The sequence below is a fragment of the Leifsonia sp. 71-9 genome, from assembly GCF_001898805.1.
Lineage (GTDB): Bacteria > Actinomycetota > Actinomycetes > Actinomycetales > Microbacteriaceae > Leifsonia.
Map to the genome: position 1 here is coordinate 238289 of NZ_MKVJ01000017.1, position 18717 is coordinate 257005.

The window sequence follows — 18717 nt, forward strand, 5'->3', positions numbered from 1 at the left end:
CCGGTCATCCTCCCACCGGGCGCCGACGGGGGCGCGCCGGGTTCAGCGCGCCGCGCCGAAGGCCAGCAGTCCCGCGCCGGTGCGCCCGGCGTCGCCGCCGAGCGCGCTCTGCACGATCGCGGGTGCCGCCCGCCAGGCGAGGCCGGCGCGCACCTTCCGCTCGAGCGGGCCGAACATCGCGTCGCCCGCCTGCGAGACGCCGCCGCCCAGCACGATGACACCGGGGTCGAGCATCAGGGTCATCGTCACGAGACCCTGGGCGAGCACCGTCACGGCCTCGTCCCAGATCCGGTCGGCGAGCGGGTCGGAACCGAGGCGGCTCACGATCGTGCGGGCGCTCAGCGCGTCTCCGCCCGCCTCCGCGTAGCGCCGGGCCACCCCGGCGCCGGACATGTAGACCTCCAGGCAGCCGCGCTGGCCGCAGGTGCACGGCTCGCCGTCGGGGACGACCGGGATGTGGCCGAACTCGCCGGCCGCGCCGGTGGCGCCGGTGATCGTGCCGCCCGCCGTGATGAGGGCCGCGGCGACGCCCGTCCCGATCGGGATCAGCGCGAAGTCGTCGAATCCGCGCGCCGCGCCCAGGCTGCGCTCGGCAAGCCCGGCGGCGCGCACATCGTGACCGACCGCGACCGGCAGCCGGAGCTGCGACTGCAGGATGTCGAGCAGCGGCACCTCCCGCCAGTCGAGATTGGAGGCGTAGTGGACGATGCCGCGCTCCTCGTCGAGGATGCCCGGCGTCGCGACTCCGGCGCCGACGACCTCGTCGGGGGCGACGTCGCGCAGATCGCGCAGCAGGGTCACGAGCGCGCCGAGGATGTCCGCCGCGGGCGTCGGGCGCGTCAGCTCGGCGACGACGGCGCCGGCCTCGGACACGACGGCGCCCTTCATGGCCGTGCCGCCGAGGTCGACGGCGAGGGCGAGCGGACCGCCGCTCACGCCGCGACCCCGCGCACGGCGTCGACGACGGCGGCGACGGTCGCGGAGGAGGTGACCTCGCGGTGTCCGCTGTCGTACGCGCTCAGGACGAGGGAGGCGCTGGGCGCCTGCTCGACGGCCCGCAGGTGCACTTCGCGCACGCCGGAGCGCCGCACGAGGTCGGCCACGTTCGCGGGGCGGACGCCGCCGCCGGCGAGGACGGCGATGCGGTCGCCGGCCTGCGCGACGAGGTCCGCGAGCTCCGCGGCCCCGTCGAGCGCGGTCGCCGCTCCGCCCGACGTGAGCACGCGCCCGATGCCGAGGGCGATGAGCTCCTCGAGGGCGGCGGCGCGGTCGGGAGTCTGGTCGAACGCCTTGTGGAAGGTCACGGAAGCGTCGCCGCACGCGTGCACCAGGGCGCGCGTCGCGTCCGCATCCACCGTGCCGTCCGGCCGCAGCGCGCCGACGACGAAGCCGAGCGCCACTCCCGCCGGGCGCTCCAGGGCGCGGACGGCCCGGATGTCGGCGACCATCGCCGCCAGCTCGTCGTCGTCGACGACGAAGTCGCCGGGACGCTGGCGGATGAGCACGTTCACACCGATGCGGCGGGCCAGCCCGAGCGCGGCGGCCACCGTCCCGATCGACGGGGTGAGGCCTCCCGTGGCGAGGGCGGAGCAGAGCTCGATGCGGTCGGCGCCCGCCTCCTCCGCCCGTCGCACCCCGGCGAGATCGTCGAGGCAGATCTCGACGACGGTCACGCGATGCGCTCCAGCGCGGCGGCCAGGTCGGCGCCGATCTCGATGCGGCCGACGGGCACACCGCCGCCGAGCACGGGCAGCTCGACCAGTGAAACGGCGCCGTCGATGGAGGTGCCGAGCGCCTCGAGCACGCGCAGGGCGATGAGCGTGGTGGCGCGCGGGCTGCCGTCGACGATCTTCATCGAGACGGCGGTGCCGTCCGCGGCGGCGACGCCGATGACGCCCTCGGCGCCGCCCTTGGCGAGGGCGCCGGGCACCTCCTCCATCAGCGAGGAGTTCTGGTGGCCGGAGCCGCCCACGTAGAACGGGTGGGCGCGCATCGCGTCCGCGACCGCGCGCTCGGGCGTGCCGGGCGCGGCCTGCACCAGGCGGCCGAAGGCGCGGGCGACGCCGCGCACGGTGGTCCCGAACAGCGGGGCCCCGCAGCCGTCGACCGCGTCGGCGGAGACGGGGACGCCGGTGAGCTCGGCCATGGTCTCGCGGACATGCTGCTGCAGGGGGTGCGCCGGGTCGAGGTAGCCGGCGACGTCCCAGCCGTTCGTGGCGGCGGCCAGGATCATGGCGGCGTGCTTGCCGGAGCAGTTCATCCGCACCCGGGCGCGCGGCTCGCCGACGCGCACCAGGCGCTCGAACGTGCCCTCGTCCTCCGGCCGGTCGACCGGGCAGCCGAGCGCCTCGTCGTCGACGCCGGCGCGGGCGAGCAGCTCGCGCACCACGCGCACGTGCTCGTCCTCGCCGGTGTGGCTGCCCGCCGCGATCGCGAGCTCGGGGCCGGCGAGCGGGGCGCCTGCGGTCAGGCAGGCGAGCGCTTGGAGGGGCTTGACGGTGCTGCGCGGCAGGATGACCGCGTCCGGGTCGCCGAGCTCGAGCAGGGTGCTGCCGTCGGGGGCGAGGGCGACGAGGCTGCCGAAGTGCCGGCTCTCGATCAGCCCGGAACGACGGACGGCGGCGAGCTCGGCCAGACCCTCTCCGGGGCGGCTGGTGGTGCTAGGCATGGGACTCTTCCTGGTGCGGGGTCGCCGGCAGGGGCGGCAGAGGCGGCTGGGTCGACGGGCGGCGTCGCGACCCGCGCCGCGAGCCGCGCTGCAGCCGGGACGCGAGCGCCGAGAGGCTGCCGTTGACGACGAGGTAGATGACGGTCACCGCGACGTAGGTCGGGATGAGCAGGTGCAGGTACGACGCGAGCACCTGGCCGCGGTAGAGCAGTTCGGTGAAGGCGACGATGTAGCCCAGCGAGGTGTCCTTCAGGAGGCTGACCAGCTGGGTCACCAGCGAGGGTGCGACGTTCCGCAGCGCCTGGGGGAGCACGACGTGGCGCATCGCCTGCACCGGCCGCATCCCGAGGCTCAGCGCCGCCTCGCGCTGACCGCGCGGCAGGCTGAGGACGCCGGCGCGGACGATCTCGGCGAACACCGCCGAGTTGGCGATGGTCAGCGGCACGACCAGCTTCCACAGGGTCGGGAGGTTGATCCCGAGCTGCGGGAGGCCGAACAGCATGAGGTAGATCATCAGCAGCACCGGGATGGTGCGGGCGACCTCGATGTAGAAGCCGCAGAGCCAGCGCACCGGGCGCAGCCGGCTGAGGCGGCCGAGGGCGAGCACGATGCCGAGGGCGCCGCCGAGCACGGCGACGATGGCCGCGGCCTCGAGGGTGCCGAGCAGACCGACAAGCAGGTACTGCCAGATCGCCCAGTCGGTGAACGGCGCCCAGCGCTCGGCGGCGAACTGGCCGTGGGAGGCGAGCTGCCAGATCCCGTATCCGATGATGGCCGCGAACGCCACGCAGCTGATCAGCGAGCCGAGGAGGATGTTGCGGCGACCGCGGGGGCCGGGGGTGTCGTACATGAACGAGGCGGCATACGTCCGCTTGGGGCGGCGCGGGCGCACCGGAGCCGGGCGGTCCGGGATGAGCTGGGCGGTCATCGGGCGATCGCCACCTTTCGTTCGACCCAGCCGGCGGCCAGGCCGATGGTCAGCGCGATCGCCATGTAGACGAGTCCGGCGCTGGAGAAGATCAGGATGGGCTGCGCGGCGACGAGGTTCACCTTGTTGACCTCGGCCGTCAGCTCCACGACGCCGACCGCGGCGGCCAGGGCGGTGTTCATCGCGAGGGCGATCATCACGTTGCCGATGGGCTGCACGACCGCGCGCAGCGCCTGGGGCACGACCACGAGGCGCAGCGTCTTGGCGAGGGTGAAGCCGAGCGCGCGCGCCGCCTCCACCTGCCCGACCGGGACGGTGTTCACGCCCGAACGGACGGCCTCCGCCACGTAGGCGGCCTCGTACACGGTCAGCACGATGATCGCGGTGGGCGTCAGCGGCAGCAGGAGGCCGGCGTCCGGCAGGGCGAAGACGGCCAGCAGCAGCAGCGCCAGCAGCGGCACGTTGATGAAGAACTGCACGTAGAGGAAGGCCGCGGTGCGCAGGATCGGGATCGGGCTCACGCGCGCGATCGTGATCAGCACGCCGAGCACGATCGAGCCGATCCCGGCCACGACCGCCATCAGCAGCGTCGTGCCGAGGGCCTGGACCAGGGGCCCGAGGTTGTCGATCAGAGGGTTCATCGCTCGCTCACTCGTGAGAGAAGTGGGGGAGGGCGGGACCGGCGCACCGGCCCCGCCCGAGGGGGCTCAGGAGCCGGGGACGGAGCCGATCTTCGGCGGGGTGGGGATGGCCGAGTCGGTCACGGTGCCGAGCGTGGTCTTCCACGCCTGGCCCCACTGGCCGCCCTTCTGGATCTTGGTGAGCCAGTCGTTGACGAACGACTTGAAGTCGGAGTCGCCGTGCTTCAGGCCGATGCCGTAGGGCTCCTTGGTGAACGGCTGGCCCACGACCTTGATCTGCTTCTCGCTGGCGGCGTCGCTCGCGAGCAGCGTGTAGTCCTGGACGTACGCGTCGCCGCGGCCCTGGATGAGCGCCTGCACGGCGGCCGGGTCGGTCGCGAACGCGGTGACGGTCGCGGTCGGGGCGATCTTCGGCACCTCGGTCACGGCCGGGGTGTTGGCGCCGACGATGACGGTCTTGCCGTCCAGGTCTTTGGAGCTCGTGATGTCCTTGTTGTCGCTCTTGACGGCGACGGCGAGGCCGGACTCGAAGTACGGGCCGGCGAAGTCCACCTGCTGCGCGCGCTCCTCGGTGATCGTGTACGTGTTGAACACGACATCCACGGTGCCGTTCTGCAGCATGGCCTCGCGGGTCTCGCTCGCGGGCGGCACGATCTCCACGTTCGGCTTGCCGAGGATGTAGATCGCGAGGAGCTTGGCGAGGTCGGCGTCGAAGCCGGTCACCGAGTCCGGGTTGGTCGGGTCCTGCTGCGAGAGCAGCGGGGCGTCGAGCGCCTCGGCGACGACGAGCTTGCCGCGCTTCTTGATCTTCTCCATCGTCGAGCCCGAGATGATCAGGTCGGCCGAGGCGACGGGGGCGCCGGAGAACACGGCGTCGGCGGACGACGTGGAGCTCGAGCCGGAGCCGGGCAGGTTGGTGGAGCCGGACGAACAGGCGGTGACGGCGAGCGTCACGGCCGCGAGCAGGGCGCCGGCGAAGGCGGCCTTCCTGCGGGTCGTGCTGCGGGTCATGGTGCTTCCCTTTCTGGAACGGACGGGTCGTGGTGCGGTGGTGGGGGTGGTGCTGTGGAACCAGTGGTGCGGTGAAGCGGTGAAACCGTGGTGCGGTGGAGCCGGGTGGTGCGGAGGACTCAGTGCGAGAGCACGGAGGCCAGGAACGATCGCGCCCGCTCGGAGCGGGGCGCGTCGAAGAACTCGGCGGGCGTCGCCTGCTCGACGATCTGCCCGCGATCCATGAAGACGACCCGGTCGGCCGCCCGGCGGGCGAAGCCCATCTCGTGGGTGACGACGATCATGGTCATGCCGTCGCGGGCGAGGGAGGTCATCACGTCCAGCACCTCGCCGACCATCTCGGGGTCGAGGGCGCTGGTGGGCTCGTCGAACAGCATCACCTTGGGCTGCATCGCGAGGGCTCGGGCGATCGCGGCGCGCTGCTGCTGGCCTCCCGAGAGCTGGGCGGGGTGGCTGTTCGCCTTCTCGGCGATGCCGACCCGGTCCAGCAGTTCCATGGCCTGGCGCTCGGCGGCCGCCTTCTTCACCCCGCGCACCTTGATGGGCGCGAGGGCGACGTTGTCGAGCACGGTGCGGTGGGCGAACAGGTTGAAGGACTGGAAGACCATGCCGACCTCGGCCCGCAGCCGTGCGAGTGCCGCGCCCTCCTCGGGCAGCGTCTCGCCGTCGACCAGGATCTCGCCGCTGTCGATGGTCTCGAGCCGGTTGATCGAGCGGCAGAGCGTGGACTTGCCGGAGCCGGACGGCCCGACCACCACGACCACCTCGCGGGCGGCCACCTCGAGGTCGATCGTCTTGAGCACGTGCAGATCGCCGAAGTGCTTCTCGACGCGGCGCAGGCTGACCATGGGCCGTGCGTTCGCTGCTTCCATCGTGTTCCTCGCATCATCGTCGGTCGGATTGCGATGAGCGTACTAAGTAATCAAAGTTCATGCAATTTTGATTTTGGTTAGATCGAAATCGAAGAAAGTGGCTACACTATCCTCAACACCAGCAGCGTGGCCGTGACCGCGCAGACGAGGGGGACGCGCGATGCCGAGCAGCACCAGGACCACGCCGCCGGATGCCGCCGTCGCGCTTCCGTCGTCGTCCGGACCGGGTGGCGTCCTCGACCTCGTGCGGTCCGGGCGGGCGGCCTCCCGAGCGGACATCGCCCGGCACACCGGCCTCTCTCCCTCCACCGTCGCCCAGCGCGTGGATGCGCTCCTGGCCGCCGGCTTCCTCCGCGAAGCCGGCGAGGGCGTCTCCCACGGCGGGCGGCGGCCCCGGGCGCTGGAGGTCGATCCCAGCACCGGTGTGGTGCTCGCCGTCGATCTCGGCTCGCACCACGCCACCTTCGGCCTGTTCGACCTCGCGGGCCGCCTCCTGGTCTCGCGCACCGACACGATGGACATCGCGGCCGGCCCCGGCCACGTGCTCGGCTGGATCGCCGCCGTCGCCGAAGAGCTGCGCGTCGCGTACGCCGAACCGGGCCAGGAACTCCGCGGCTTCGGGATCGGGCTGCCCGGCCCCGTCGACTCCACCACCGGGCGCATGGTGTCTCCGTCGCGCATGCCCGGCTGGAACGGCCTCGACGTCGCCTCCGAGCTGCGGGCGCGCACCGGGCTCGTGGCCGTGGCCGACAACGACGCCAACCTGATGGCGCTGGGCGAGCACACCGCCCTCGGCGGCGGCACGGACCAGCTCGTCTTCGTCAAGGCCGGGTCGAGCATCGGCTGCGGCGTCATCGCGTTCGACGGCGTCTACCGCGGTCACCACGGCATGGCGGGCGACATCAGCCACGTGACCGTCCCCGGCGTCCCCGAGGTCCTGTGCTCCTGCGGGCGCATCGGCTGCCTCGACGCCGTCGCGGGCGGCGCCGCCATCGTGCAGGCGCTGCGCCGCGAGGGGGTCGACGTCGCCGACACCCGCGACATCCTGGCCCTGGCGCGGGATGCGCATCCCCTCGCCACCCTCATGCTGCGGGAGGCGGGCCTGCGCACCGGCGGCGTGCTCGCGACCATCATGAACTTCTTCAACCCGCAGCGGCTCGTGCTCGGCGGCATCCTGGGCGAGGCCGAAGCCTTCGTCGCCGGGGTGCGCTCCACGATCTACTCCGACTGCCTGCCGATGATCACCGACCAGCTCGACATCGCGATCACCGTGGCGAAGGAGGAGGCGGGCATCCGCGGCGCCGGGCGCCTCGTGCTCGACGCCCTGTTCGACCCGGCGCAGGTCGACCGGGCCGTGCGATGACGCGCTCCGGTGCGACGACGCACGCCGCGGTCGTCGTCGGCGCGGGGCGGATGGGCCAGGCCCACGCGACGGCGTGGGAGAGCCTCGGCGTCCCCGTGCGCTGGGCGGTCTCGCCCCGGCGCCGACCCGCGCTGGACGCCGCGCCGGAGGCTCGCTGGGCCACCGAGCTGGACGAGGCGCTGACCGATCCGGCGGTCACGATCGTCTCGATCTGCACGCCGACCCCCGACCACGCCGACCTCGCGGTACGCGCCCTCGCCGCCGGGCGGCACGTCCTGCTCGAGAAGCCGATCGCGCTCACCGTCGCCGACGCGGAGCGGGTCGCCGCGGCGGCCGACCGTGCGGCCGGCATCCTGATGGTCGCCCACGTCGTCCGGTTCTTCCCCGGCTATGCCGCGCTCCTCGAGCGTGTGGCCGCAGGCAGCGTCGGTCGTCCGCTCGCGGTCCGCGCCACACGGCTGTCGGCCGCGTCGTCGCCCGACGACGCCCGCTGGCTGCGGGACGAGGAGCGGTCGGGCGGACTGGTGGTGGACTTCGCCATCCACGACATCGACCAGGCGAACGCGCTGCTCGGCGCACCCCGGGCTGTCACGGCCCTCCCGCTGCCGGGCGACGGGTTCGGCGCCCCGGTCGCCGTGACGATCGAGTACGCGAACGGCGGGATCGCCCAGATCCTCGCGACGGCCGACCTCCCGGCGGGCACGCCGTTCCAGACGTCGCTCGACGTCGTCGGCGACGGTGGCCTCGACGCGCTCGCCGACGCTCCGGGTGACCCGTTCGAGGAACAGGCGCGGTACTTCCTCGGATGCGTCGAGTCCGGAGTCCGACCCCGGCGCGCCCCCGTCGCGGCCGCGGTCGACGCCCTGCGCGTCTCCCTCGCGGCGCGGGAGTCGCTCCGCACCGGCGCGCGGGTGGTCCTCGCCGAGTAGGGTGGCGTGCGTGAACGACAAGTGGTGGCAGTCGGCGGTCGTGTACCAGGTCTATCCGCGGAGCTTCGCGGACAGCGACGGGGACGGCATCGGCGACCTGCGCGGCATCATCCAGCACCTCGACCACCTCAAGGAGCTCGGCGTCGACGTCGTCTGGCTGTCGCCGATCTACGCGTCCCCGCACGACGACAACGGGTACGACATCAGCGACTACCAGCGCATCGATCCGCTGTTCGGCACGCTCGACGACTTCGACGAGCTGCTCGCGGGCCTCCACGAGCGCGGCATCAAGCTGGTCATGGACCTGGTCGTCAACCACACCTCCGACGAGCACCCGTGGTTCGTGGAGTCCGCCTCCAGCGCCGACAACCCCAAGCGCGACTGGTACTGGTGGCGCGGTCCCCGCGACGGCGCCCAGCCGGGGGAGCACGGCGCCGAGCCGACCAACTGGGGCTCGTTCTTCTCGGGGTCCGCCTGGCAGCTCGACGAGCGCACCGGCGAGTACTACCTGCACCTGTTCTCGCGCAAGCAGCCGGACCTCAACTGGGAGAACCCGGAGGTGCGCGACGCGGTCTACGAGATGATGAACTGGTGGCTCGACCGCGGCGTCGACGGCTTCCGGATGGATGTCGTCAACTTCCTCTCGAAGGACGTCTCCCTCCCCGACGGCGTCATCCCGCCCGGCGCTCTCTACGGCGACGCCTACCCGTTCTTCGCGCAGGGCCCGCGCATCCACGAGTTCCTGCACGAGATGCACGAGCGCGTGTTCGCCGGCCGTGACGACCGGTACCTGACGGTGGGCGAGATGCCCGGCGTCGACATCGCCGAGGCCCGCCGCTTCACCGACCCGGCCCGGGGCGAGCTGGACATGGTGTTCCAGTTCGAGCACGTCGACCTCGACCACGGCCCCGGCGGCAAGTGGGACCACCGCGACGCGAGCGTCCTCGACCTGAAGCGCAATCTCGCCCAGTGGCAGGAGGGCCTCGCGGAGGTCGGCTGGAACAGCCTCTACTGGAACAACCACGACCAGCCGCGCGTCGTCAGCCGGTTCGGCGACGACGGCGAGCACCGCGTCGCGTCGGCGAAGGCGCTCGGCACCGTGCTGCACCTGATGCGCGGAACGCCCTACGTCTACCAGGGCGAAGAGCTCGGGATGACGAACGTCCCGTTCTCCACCATCGACGACTTCCGCGACATCGAGACCCTCAACCACTACGCCGAGGCCGTCGACGTGCTGGGGCAGCCCGCCGACGAGGTGCTGGTCGCGCTCCGCCGGACGAGCCGCGACAACGCGCGCACCCCGATGCAGTGGACGGATGGTCCGAACGCCGGGTTCACGACCGGGGAGCCGTGGATCACGGTCAACCCGAACTTCTCGCAGATCAACGCCGCCGCTGCCCGCGCCGACGCCGGCTCGGTCTTCGCCCACTACCGGGCCCTGATCGACCTCCGGCACCGGTCGCGCCTCGTCTCGGCGGGTGGCTTCGAGCTGGTGCTCCCCGAGCACGAGCAGGTCTTCGGCTACGTCCGCGAGCTCGACGGCGAGGCTCTGCTCGTGCTGGCGAACCTGACCGGCCGCACCGCCGAGTACGACCTGGCGGCGCTCCCGGGGTGGGACGCCGCGGAGGTCGTGCTCGCGTCCGGCGGCACCGGCACCGGCACCGGCACCGGCACCGGCACGGGCACGGCCGGGCTGTCGGGGGTGCTCGGCCCGTGGGAGGCCGTGGTCCTGCAGCGCTGACGGGCTTGCGCGCCGGATCGCTCCGGGTGTGTGATGGCCGCGAGACGCGGGAGGCGATCATGGGCGACTTCGTGGCACGGGCGGAAGCGACGGTGCGGGCGCCGCGCCGGACGGTGTGGCGGGTGCTGACGTCGAACGGCGCGCATCCCGAGATCATGTTCGGCGCCGAGGTGCGCTCCGACTGGCGGCTCGGCTCGCCGATCACCTGGAGCGGCGAGTGGGAGGGCCGGTCGTTCGAGGATCACGGCCGCGTCATCGAGCTCGAGGACCGCGAGGAGCCGTGGCGCATCGTCCTGACGCATTTCAGCCCGCTGACCGGCCTGCCGGACGAGCCGGATAACTATCACACCCTCCGCTTCGAGCTGGAGGAGACGGCCGGCGGCACCAGGGTGACCCTCGACCAGGACAACAACCCGACGCGGGAGGCCGCGGAGCACTCGCAGCGCAACTGGGCGCAGATGCTGGCCGGCGTCAAAGCCGTGGCCGAGCGCGACGCGTGAGCCGGGCTCAGTCCCCGAGGGCCTCGCGCAGGTAGGCGTCGAGGAAGAGGTCGAACGCCGAGACGGTCGCGGCGCGATCGCCGGCGAGCAGGTAGCCGAACTGCAGCCCGGCGGCCGAGTCGACGAGCCAGTGGGCGAGCACGCCCGCGCGCCGGCCCTCCACACCCTGCTTCTTGAGCCAGGAGCGCACCGTCTCGCGCCACGCGGTGAACGCGGTGGTGATGCGCTTGCCCAGGTCGGGCTCGATCGGCTCGAGCACGCCCGCCTCGAACTGCAGGCGCAGCCCGGTGCGGTTGGCCTCGCGCAGCGAGTGCCGGAATGCCTGGCGGTACCAATCGCGGAACTGCTCGCGGTCGAAGGCGGTGACGTCGACCCCGGTCTGCGACTCGTTCTGCTGGCGGACGCCCTCCTCGAGGATGGCGTCGATCATCTCCTGGCGGGAGCCGAAATGGTAGACGAACGAGTACGTGCTCACGCCGAGGGCGTTCGCGAGGCTGCGGAAGGTCATGCGGGAGAGCGGCTCGGTCGCCACGTGTTCCATGATGCGGCTGAGGAGCTCCGGTTTCCGTGTCGGATCAGGTGTGCGTCCCACGCGCTAACGATAACGGAGTTTTCGTCATTTGCGGGGGGTCAATCCTGCGGATCCTGTCACCCTCGGCCAGGCGGGTTCGCCCCGGTTCCGGTGCCGGTGCCGGGGCCGGTCCCGGTCCCGGGCTGCGCCGGTGTGGTCGGGGTCGTCTGCTTGGGCGCGGTGCCGGACGACAGGTACTTCGACGGAGGAGTCGGGAAGGCGCTGCCGCCGTAGGCCGCGTTGAGCGCCGCCACGATCGGCTTCACGATCGAGAACTTCACGTTGCCGCCGCCGACGCCGTTGAAGCTCTGGCTGCGGAGCGCGACGTCGCCCGACACGTTGCCGACCCAGGTCGCCTGCGCCGTCTTGGTGGTCGACGTCACGAGCCAGTTCTCGAGGGAGTCGTCGGTCGTGCCGGTCTTGCCGAAGATCGGGATGCCGTCGCCCGGGTTGGCCGACGAGGCCGTGCCGCCGCCGCGCAGCACGCCCTGGAGGGCGTAGATGGCGGCCGCCGCGACGCCCGGGTCGATCGGGGTGGTCGAGCACTGCGTCTTGGGCACGGCGTGCTCGCTCCCGTCGGCGTCCACGATCTTGTCGATGGCCACCGGGCTGCAGGCGACGCCGTTGTTGGCGATGCCCGCGTACGCGGTCGCCATCGTCAGCGGGGCGATGTAGTTGGTGCCGAGCACGGAGGACGGGTTCGCCATGAAGCGGTTGATCGACTCGTCCGCGCCGTGGACGAGCAGGTCCTGCGCCCGCTCCTTGATGCCGCAGAGGTCGAGCTGGGTCGCCATCTTGGCGAAGATCGTGTTGATCGACTGGGCGGTGGCGTTCATCACGGTGGTGCTGCCGACCGTCTCCCCCTCGTCGTTCGAGACGTTCCAGGGCGCCCCGCCGATGTCACTGCACGGATCGCTCTCGTGGAACGCGCTCTGCGGGAAGCTGTGCTGGGTGCCGCTCACCGTCTGGTAGAGCGAGTGGCCCTCCTGCAGCCACTCGAGCAGGTCGAACGCCTTGTATGACGATCCGGTCTGGAAGCCCTGGGACCCGCCCATGTCGCTGTCGGTGTTGTAATTGACCGCCGTCGTCCCGGGCGCCGGTTGGGCCGTGTTGTCGTACGGTCTGTTCTGCACCATCGTGATCACCCGGCCGGTGCCGACCTCGACCGCCACGTTGGACGAGCCGAGGTCGAGATGGGGGCTCGTCGGGGGGATGTACGCGCTGAGCGCCGACTGGGCCTGGTTCTGCAGGTCGAGGTTGAGCGTCGTGTAGATCTTCAGGCCGCCGCGGGTGAGGAAGCTGGAGCGCTCGTCGTCGGTCTTGCCGAAGGTCGGATTCTGCTCGATCGTCCGCTCGACGTAGTCGCAGAAGAAGGCCGCGTTGTACTGCTGGGCGGTCATGCAGCCGTTCTGGACGGGCGTGATCTTCGGCTCGACGGGAGTGGCGCGGGCGGCGTCGTGCTCCTCCTTGGTGATCTTGCCGTTGACGAGCATGCGGTCGAGCACGTAGTTGCGGCGGTCGAGCGTCTCTTTGTAGCCGTTGGCCGCGCCGTTCTCCTTGCTGTCCGGCTGGTCGATGCGCAGGTTGTCCGGGTTGTTCAGGATGGCGATGAGCGTCGCCGCCTGCTGCAGGTTCACGTCCTTCGCGGAGACGCCGAAGTAGTACGAGGCCGCCGACTGCACGCCGTAGACCCGGCCGCCGAAGAGCGCGATGTTCAGGTAGCTCTGCAGGATGTCGTTCTTCGAGTACTCCTTCTCGAGACCGATGGAGTAGCGCATCTCCTTGAGCTTGCGCACCGGGTCGACCTCGGTGGCGTCGTTGTAGCAGGCGTTGTAGGCGGCGAGTTGCTTCTTCTGCACCTCGGCCGTCGCTGTCAGGTCGGGCTGCTTGTTCTCGCAGCGCTGCACGAGGATGTTCTTCACGTACTGCTGCGTGATCGACGATCCGCCCTGGACCGACTTGTGCAGCGCGGTCAGCACCGCGCCGCGCAGCGTGCCCGTCACGTCGATGCCTCCGTGCTCGTAGAAGCGCGGGTCCTCCGTGGCGATCGCCGCGTCTTTGAGGTTCTGCGAGATCGCATCCCAGCCGACTTCGACGCGGTTCTGCGAGTAGAAGGTGGCGATCGGCACCTGCTGGCCGTTGGAGGTGGCGTACATGGTGGACGCCTGGGCGAGGGGCTCGACCTTGATGTACTCGGGGAGGCCGTCGAACACGTCGATGGTGGAGTCGGCGGCCGAGCCGGTGAGGGCGACGGCCGGTGTGACGGCTGCGGCGGCGAGGATCCCCGCGATGCCGCTCAGCGCGACGAATCCGACGAGCGCAGGCGCCCATTTCCATCTTCTGCGTGTCGTCGAGGCCATGGGCGTCATGATACGCGGAGGATGCAGGACCTTCCCGGGGGCGACGCTCAGTTTGGGGAGAGTCGACCCGGAGGCGCGCCTGTGGATGAGGTCAGGCCGCGCCGCGGAGTTTGTCGCAGAGCGCGGCGAGCGTCTCCAGCTCGTCCGGGTCGAGGCGGCCGCCCACCCGGTCGGTGATGGTCTTCATGTGCTCGACGGCCACGCTGCGGAACATGTCGAACCCGGTGTCGGTCAGCATGATGAGGGTGCCGCGCGCGTCGACCGGGTCGGGGCACTTGGCGACGAGCCCGCGCGCGACCAGGCGGTCGACGAGGCGGCTGACGCTGGGCTGCGTGAGGAGGACGTGCTTGTTCAGCTCCCGCAGGCGGAGCCGCCGGTCGGGCTGGCGCGAGAGGTTGAAGAGCACGTCGTACTCGTTGAACGAGATGTCCTTCGTGGGGAACTCGGCGGCGAGCGACCGCATGACCGACACCTGCGCCCGGAACAGCGACTCCCACGCCGAGACGGCGTTGATGCGGTGTCGGGCCGGAGCCGTTCCGGTGGCGCTGCTGCTCATGACGCCTGCCTCCCAAGATCGAACGCGTCTCAATGCATTCGCATCTTCTCATCATCCGCCGACAGGGCCATCCGTGCCAGCACGGGAGAGGCGGGAGATCGCGGCGCCGGGACAGATTGAGGGCCGGCCGCAGAGGCTAGCGGCCGGCCCTCTCCCTTGCACCAAGAGTGTCCTGCAATCACATTCCGCGATGGCTGCCACAGCAAACAACCATTGCTCTTGAACTATATAACGAAGAGGTAACGGGATCTAGTTATCAAGTCGTTATTTTTGCTGCGAGTTCGCTATGGGTGTGTGTCGATTCTCGAGTGACGTGGCCAGTTCCCACTTGGCTTGTCAAAGTTCTCACCACGTTGGCCACGTTCTCGTTGTGGTGGCAACGGTGCGCCTCATCAGACTCCTGCCCCTCTCGAAGAACGACTCGATCGGAGTGGCCGCGGTCCCGATCATGTCAGGTCAGGTCAGGTCAGGTCAGGTCAGGTCAGGTCAGGTCAGGTTGGGTTGGCCGGGAGAGCCTTGACGAGGAGCGCTGTCATGTCGATGGGCTGCGTGGGTGGGAGTTCGATGGCGGCGGGGTCGATCGTGCTCATGGGCGGGTCTCCTTTCGGGGTGGATGTCACACTTGTGTGCAGCCGGTCCCGGTTCTGATTGCCTCGGGTCGGTAGGTGCCCGCCGCTGCCTCTCCCCAGGCGCGAAGGCGGCGGGCACCGCCTCTAGCCGCACGGATGTTCTACTTGTTCATTCGTGCGGGCGTGTCAGGCCGAGTTGCGAGCACAGCTCGTTCGCGGCCAGCTCGGAGGGGAAGACGGCCAGGCGTCCGTCGGGCAGCTGGCAGGTCTCCAGGTTGGGGACAGGGAAGTCCTGGTCGGCGGTGGAGCCGCCTGGTGAGAAGGTGCCGATGCGCCAGGTCGCCGCGCACATATCTTCGGCCAAGCTGATGCGTTGCTGAAGGGGGGTAGGGGTCTTCGCGCTCTGATCCCCGGGCAGGTATGCGGAGGTGGCGTGGCGGGCGCCGAGATCGGTGCTGGCGTAGCAGTCGGCGACATAGTTGATCTGGCCCTGCGGCGCCTGGGCGATCGCGACGGCGCCGGCCGTGGTGCCCAATGCCAGGCTCCCAGCGATGCCAAGGGCGATCAGGCGGTGCTTGCGGGTGCGGCGGCGGTCATCGTCGCCAATCGTGTCGAGGATACGGTGCTTGATCTGGTCGAAGCGCTCGTCGTTGGGTAGCAGGTCGTGGTGGGTCATGGTGTCCCCCTGAGCGTGTGGAGTTCGTTGCGGAGGCGGGCGCGCAGCCGGGAGAGCCGGTTGCGGACAGCGCCGGGGGTGATGCCGGCCTGTGCGGCGGCGTCCTCGTAGCTGTGGTCGCCGCGGATACAGAGTTCGAACACGGTCCGGTCTGGCTCCGGAAGGGCGGAGGCCGCTGCCTCGACGTAGGCGAGCAGCTGGTCTCTCTCGACGAGCTCGTCCGGGCCGGGTTTCGAATCTGGCGTCGCTTCATCGACCGCGGCACTGGCGCGTCGTTTCCCTGCGGCCAGCAGGGAGCGGCGCCGGTTGGCGATCAGGTTGCGGCTGGTGACGAGTAGCCAGGGCAGGAGCGAGTCTCCCGCGATCGTGATCGTGGACCGTTTGCGCCACAGGGTGACGAACGCGTCCTGGCTGATCTCCTCGATGTCCTCTCGACCCTCGAGGCGGGCGGCTGTGTATGCGTAGACGACGCGGCTGTGCCGGTCGTAGAGCGTCGCGAGAGCGCCGCGGCGACCCTCGACGAGGGCGCGCAGCAAGTCGCGGTCCGACTGTTCGGATCGCGATAGCACCCCCGTCTCGGGACTCGTCTCGGTCTGGTCTCTCATACCTAGGAAATGTGCCTCCCCGCCGAATCCTCTCAACGAGATCGCGTATTCGGCTCTTGCGGCTCTGGCGATGCGCCGACAGACTGACCCTGCCTGACATCGGGCCGGGTGTATGTACTTCTGGGGAGAAGTCAAATGGCAATCAAAACCTCTACTCGCGCGCGCCGTTTTCTGGCATCGGCACTCGGCGTCGCCGCCCTCTCGATCGGCTTCGTGTCGGTCGGCAGCGCCGCAAACGCAACCACCGCTGACGCCGCGGCCGCACCCGTCCAATCGTGTTCGTACGACCTCGGCACGAAATCCCTGGTGTGCGTTGACGCCGGGCAGGACCTGAACGCGGCCGTCCTCGAGCAGGCTCATCTCCAGGTCGTCGCACCCAGCGGCGCCCGAGGAGCCACCGCGGCCACCGCTCTGGCTCCTGCCGGGGTGCAGGCCACGTTCGTGCAGAGCCAGCTCTACGACGACGCCAACTACGGCGGGTCGTTCTTCCAGATCACCAATTCCGCCGCCTGCAACGGCAGCACCACCTGGTACTACGGCCCCTCGGCAACGTGGGCTGGTCGGGTCGGGTCAGCTCCTTCAAGAGCTTCTCCAACTGCACCACGAAGGTGTGGCAGGGAACCAACTACACCGGCGCCGCATACGGTTACGCCGTCAACGCCGCCAACCTCGGCGCAATGAACGACCAGGCCAACTCCGTGACCATGAAGTAACCCGATCGGCTGCGAGGTCGCGCGCCACATCGCGGCCTCGCAGCTGGCAACGGGCAAGAGCACCCGTTCCGCTCGATCTCGACGAGGGTGAAGAAATAGGCTTCGCGGAGCGGCCGACTTATCTGAGACGCCCGGACCGGCGGTTACACCGTCGGTCCGGACAAATCCCTGGTCAGGTCGGCGTCATTGGCCACTCCGCCTGAGAATCGACAGGTGCTCTATCGATTCTCGAGTAATCCGGCTTTTTCGAACTTGACTTGTCAAGTTCTCACTCGTTGCGGTGGCAACGCTGCCCGAGGCTATGGTTTTGCTTCAGGAGTGAGCTGCAGTTTGACGGTAGATCCGTCCGATTGGCACGGGTTAGCTCGGGCGGTGCTGCTAAATCGGCAACTTTGTACGGGCTGGTCCGCAGCCGCACCGAAGAACGCGAGAGGATCGCATTTCGAGTGCTCCGTGAGACGTGGGCGCCTGGCGCCCCCGACTGCTGCTATTTCTGTTTCGTGCCAGATCGTCTTCACTCGAAGCGACTGGGAGTTGTATACGGTGCGCTTGCTCGATCCGACGACTGAGCGAATCCCCCTACTTCCCATCAGGGTGCTTGATTCATCATGTCGACAGCGCGCAGAAGCCGCGGTTTCAACCGAATGGCTGTCAGCCTGTGGTGACGCTTCTGATGCGCGGCGGGCCGTGCGCCAGATGCGGCGGGCCAGCCGCGAAAGACGTCCCTCACCAGGCCGTGAGAAGTGGATCGTCGGGGTCCGATATGACGAATGATTCAATGGTTTCTATGGCGTGCAGTTCTCGGATCAATTCTGCGGCGCCTCCGACAAGCGTGAAGTTCGCGTCGATCTCCGTCCCGATAGCCCAGGTGTGATCGGTCGACCAGTACAGCTGCGGCATCAGGCCGTCCCGGGAAGCGGTCCATCCCAGACCGGATTGTGCGGGCCAGTCCGCACTACTCAGTGCAGTCATCGTCGTTGAGCCCAACACGTAGTCACGCCAACCAGTGGTGAACAGATGGCCGGTTAGCAGTGACGAGGGGCCACTGGAGGCCAGGCCTAGCTCGGGATCTCGGGTCACGCTCCGCGCACGATCGAGCTGAATGAAGCGCTCATCCAGTGCCACCCTGCTGGTGGGATGCGCGGCATCGGTGCCCGCCAGCTGTGCGAAGCCGCGACCGGCCCAGACTGCGACCACCGCTTGCTCGTCCGGCGTTGCGAACCCGCGGATGGCTTGCGTCATCACGCTCAGAATCCACGGCTCGAGCAGGCCGAGGGTGGGTTCCCCCACCCTCCACTCGCCCAGCCGGCCAGGAAGCCCGGCATCACTGAAAAGCGAGTCCCAGTCTGAGGACGCCGCAACGCTGCCAACGCCGGCCTGACGCGCTGCGTGGGCCCATGACCACCACGCGCTCTCGTATTCATCTGGGCTCTGACTGGGGCGCAGCGCCGGGATCGGGTGGAGAACTTTCAGATACGATTCGAAACCGAGGGGGATGCCACCGACAGACATACCCCTCGTCTGAACCCACCTGGCAAGGCTGGGGTCTTGAAACCATTCCATAATTTCTAGCCAATCCACTCTGAATCATCACGTGGCGACTGGGATCTCACGCCGTCATTTAGTGAGGTTGGCCCACTTCATCATGGTCTTCGACGCGACGTTGGACATCTTCCCGTTCACGGTAAACCAGAACGTCGCTGTCGCTGACCAGTAACCGATGCCGATCCCACCGCCAGAGTTGCCCTTGGAAGGCGTGATGAAGTCGACACCTCGTGAGCTGTTGACGGTGACCCATTTGGCCTGCGATTCAGCCACCCGCGTCGTGAAACGTGTGTTGGTGACTCGGTCGTTGGCCGCCGGGGCGAATGCCAAAGCCCCGCTGACACGAACGAGCACTTGTACGCCTCCTTCGCGGAGCGGGCCGACTTATCTGAGACGCCCGGACCGGCGGTTACACCGTCGGTCCGGACAAATCCCTGGTCAGGTCGGCGTCATTGGCCACTCCGCCGAG

The 18717-nt window shown here is 69.7% G+C and carries 19 protein-coding genes; 5 read left to right on the plus strand and 14 right to left on the minus strand.

Going from position 1 to position 18717, the window contains the following annotated elements:
• Window positions 1-42 precede the first annotated feature (42 nt).
• The 7 genes from BGO91_RS10850 to BGO91_RS10880 all read right to left on the minus strand — a co-directional run bounded on the left by BGO91_RS10850 (window position 43) and on the right by BGO91_RS10880 (window position 6120).
• Window positions 43-936 carry an ROK family protein gene (locus tag BGO91_RS10850; protein ID WP_290472776.1) on the minus strand — a complete coding sequence of 298 codons (894 nt, stop codon included), beginning with the start codon at window positions 934-936 and terminating at the stop codon, window positions 43-45.
• Window positions 933-1673, minus strand: coding sequence for a copper homeostasis protein CutC (locus BGO91_RS10855; protein WP_290472777.1), 741 nt, complete (start codon window positions 1671-1673; stop codon window positions 933-935). The genes BGO91_RS10850 and BGO91_RS10855 overlap by 4 nt, the downstream gene beginning before the upstream one ends.
• A complete protein-coding gene (locus BGO91_RS10860; RefSeq protein WP_290472778.1) occupies window positions 1670-2668 on the minus strand; it encodes an asparaginase in 999 nt (332 codons plus the stop codon). Before BGO91_RS10860 ends, BGO91_RS10855 begins: the two co-directional genes overlap by 4 nt.
• Window positions 2661-3596: an amino acid ABC transporter permease gene (locus tag BGO91_RS10865; protein ID WP_290472779.1), complete on the minus strand. Its 936-nt coding sequence runs from the start codon at window positions 3594-3596 to the stop codon at window positions 2661-2663. Before BGO91_RS10865 ends, BGO91_RS10860 begins: the two co-directional genes overlap by 8 nt.
• Window positions 3593-4237 (minus strand): amino acid ABC transporter permease, encoded by a 645-nt coding sequence (locus BGO91_RS10870; RefSeq protein WP_290472780.1) that lies wholly within the window; start codon window positions 4235-4237, stop codon window positions 3593-3595. The genes BGO91_RS10865 and BGO91_RS10870 overlap by 4 nt, the downstream gene beginning before the upstream one ends.
• A 66-nt stretch (window positions 4238-4303) precedes the next feature.
• Window positions 4304-5248, minus strand: coding sequence for a glutamate ABC transporter substrate-binding protein (locus BGO91_RS10875; RefSeq protein WP_290472781.1), 945 nt, complete (start codon window positions 5246-5248; stop codon window positions 4304-4306).
• A gap of 119 nt (window positions 5249-5367) precedes the next feature.
• Window positions 5368-6120: an amino acid ABC transporter ATP-binding protein gene (locus tag BGO91_RS10880; protein WP_290472782.1), complete on the minus strand. Its 753-nt coding sequence runs from the start codon at window positions 6118-6120 to the stop codon at window positions 5368-5370.
• A 160-nt stretch (window positions 6121-6280) separates the two neighbouring features.
• Between BGO91_RS10880 and BGO91_RS10885 the strand changes: the two genes are divergently transcribed.
• From BGO91_RS10885 to BGO91_RS10900, 4 genes are read left to right on the plus strand one after another with little or no spacing between them, the layout of a single operon-like run.
• Complete coding sequence (locus tag BGO91_RS10885; protein WP_290472783.1) at window positions 6281-7483, plus strand: ROK family transcriptional regulator; 1203 nt, start codon at window positions 6281-6283, stop codon at window positions 7481-7483.
• Window positions 7480-8412, plus strand: a complete 933-nt coding sequence (locus BGO91_RS10890; protein ID WP_290472784.1) for a Gfo/Idh/MocA family oxidoreductase — start codon at window positions 7480-7482, stop codon at window positions 8410-8412. Before BGO91_RS10885 ends, BGO91_RS10890 begins: the two co-directional genes overlap by 4 nt.
• A 10-nt stretch (window positions 8413-8422) precedes the next feature.
• Window positions 8423-10153 carry an alpha-glucosidase gene (locus BGO91_RS10895; RefSeq protein ID WP_290472785.1) on the plus strand — a complete coding sequence of 577 codons (1731 nt, stop codon included), beginning with the start codon at window positions 8423-8425 and terminating at the stop codon, window positions 10151-10153.
• Window positions 10154-10212: 59 nt separating this feature from the next.
• The gene (locus tag BGO91_RS10900) at window positions 10213-10653 is read left to right on the plus strand and encodes an SRPBCC family protein (RefSeq protein WP_290472786.1); all 441 of its coding nucleotides are present in this window, start codon (window positions 10213-10215) and stop codon (window positions 10651-10653) included.
• A 7-nt stretch (window positions 10654-10660) separates the two neighbouring features.
• Here the strand turns inward: BGO91_RS10900 and BGO91_RS10905 are convergent, their stop codons facing one another.
• The 5 genes from BGO91_RS10905 to BGO91_RS10925 all read right to left on the minus strand — a co-directional run bounded on the left by BGO91_RS10905 (window position 10661) and on the right by BGO91_RS10925 (window position 15990).
• Complete coding sequence (locus BGO91_RS10905; RefSeq protein WP_290472787.1) at window positions 10661-11245, minus strand: TetR/AcrR family transcriptional regulator; 585 nt, start codon at window positions 11243-11245, stop codon at window positions 10661-10663.
• 56 nt (window positions 11246-11301) lie between these two features.
• A complete protein-coding gene (locus BGO91_RS10910) occupies window positions 11302-13584 on the minus strand; it encodes a transglycosylase domain-containing protein (RefSeq protein ID WP_290472788.1) in 2283 nt (760 codons plus the stop codon).
• A gap of 91 nt (window positions 13585-13675) precedes the next feature.
• The gene (locus BGO91_RS10915; RefSeq protein WP_290472789.1) at window positions 13676-14140 is read right to left on the minus strand and encodes a MarR family winged helix-turn-helix transcriptional regulator; all 465 of its coding nucleotides are present in this window, start codon (window positions 14138-14140) and stop codon (window positions 13676-13678) included.
• A 738-nt stretch (window positions 14141-14878) separates the two neighbouring features.
• Complete coding sequence (locus BGO91_RS10920) at window positions 14879-15385, minus strand: hypothetical protein (RefSeq protein ID WP_290472790.1); 507 nt, start codon at window positions 15383-15385, stop codon at window positions 14879-14881.
• Window positions 15382-15990 carry a sigma-70 family RNA polymerase sigma factor gene (locus BGO91_RS10925; protein WP_290472791.1) on the minus strand — a complete coding sequence of 203 codons (609 nt, stop codon included), beginning with the start codon at window positions 15988-15990 and terminating at the stop codon, window positions 15382-15384. Before BGO91_RS10925 ends, BGO91_RS10920 begins: the two co-directional genes overlap by 4 nt.
• 135 nt (window positions 15991-16125) lie before the next feature.
• Between BGO91_RS10925 and BGO91_RS10930 the strand changes: the two genes are divergently transcribed.
• The gene (locus BGO91_RS10930) at window positions 16126-16671 is read left to right on the plus strand and encodes a hypothetical protein (RefSeq protein WP_290472792.1); all 546 of its coding nucleotides are present in this window, start codon (window positions 16126-16128) and stop codon (window positions 16669-16671) included.
• Window positions 16672-17429: 758 nt separating this feature from the next.
• On the opposite strand, the gene BGO91_RS10935 is transcribed toward BGO91_RS10930, so the two are convergent.
• Together BGO91_RS10935 and BGO91_RS10940 are read right to left on the minus strand one after the other, a co-directional pair.
• The gene (locus BGO91_RS10935; RefSeq protein WP_290472793.1) at window positions 17430-17993 is read right to left on the minus strand and encodes a hypothetical protein; all 564 of its coding nucleotides are present in this window, start codon (window positions 17991-17993) and stop codon (window positions 17430-17432) included.
• A gap of 327 nt (window positions 17994-18320) precedes the next feature.
• Entirely contained in the window at window positions 18321-18602 is a 282-nt protein-coding gene (locus tag BGO91_RS10940; RefSeq protein WP_290472794.1) for a hypothetical protein, read from the minus strand.
• Window positions 18603-18717: the final 115 nt, after the last annotated feature.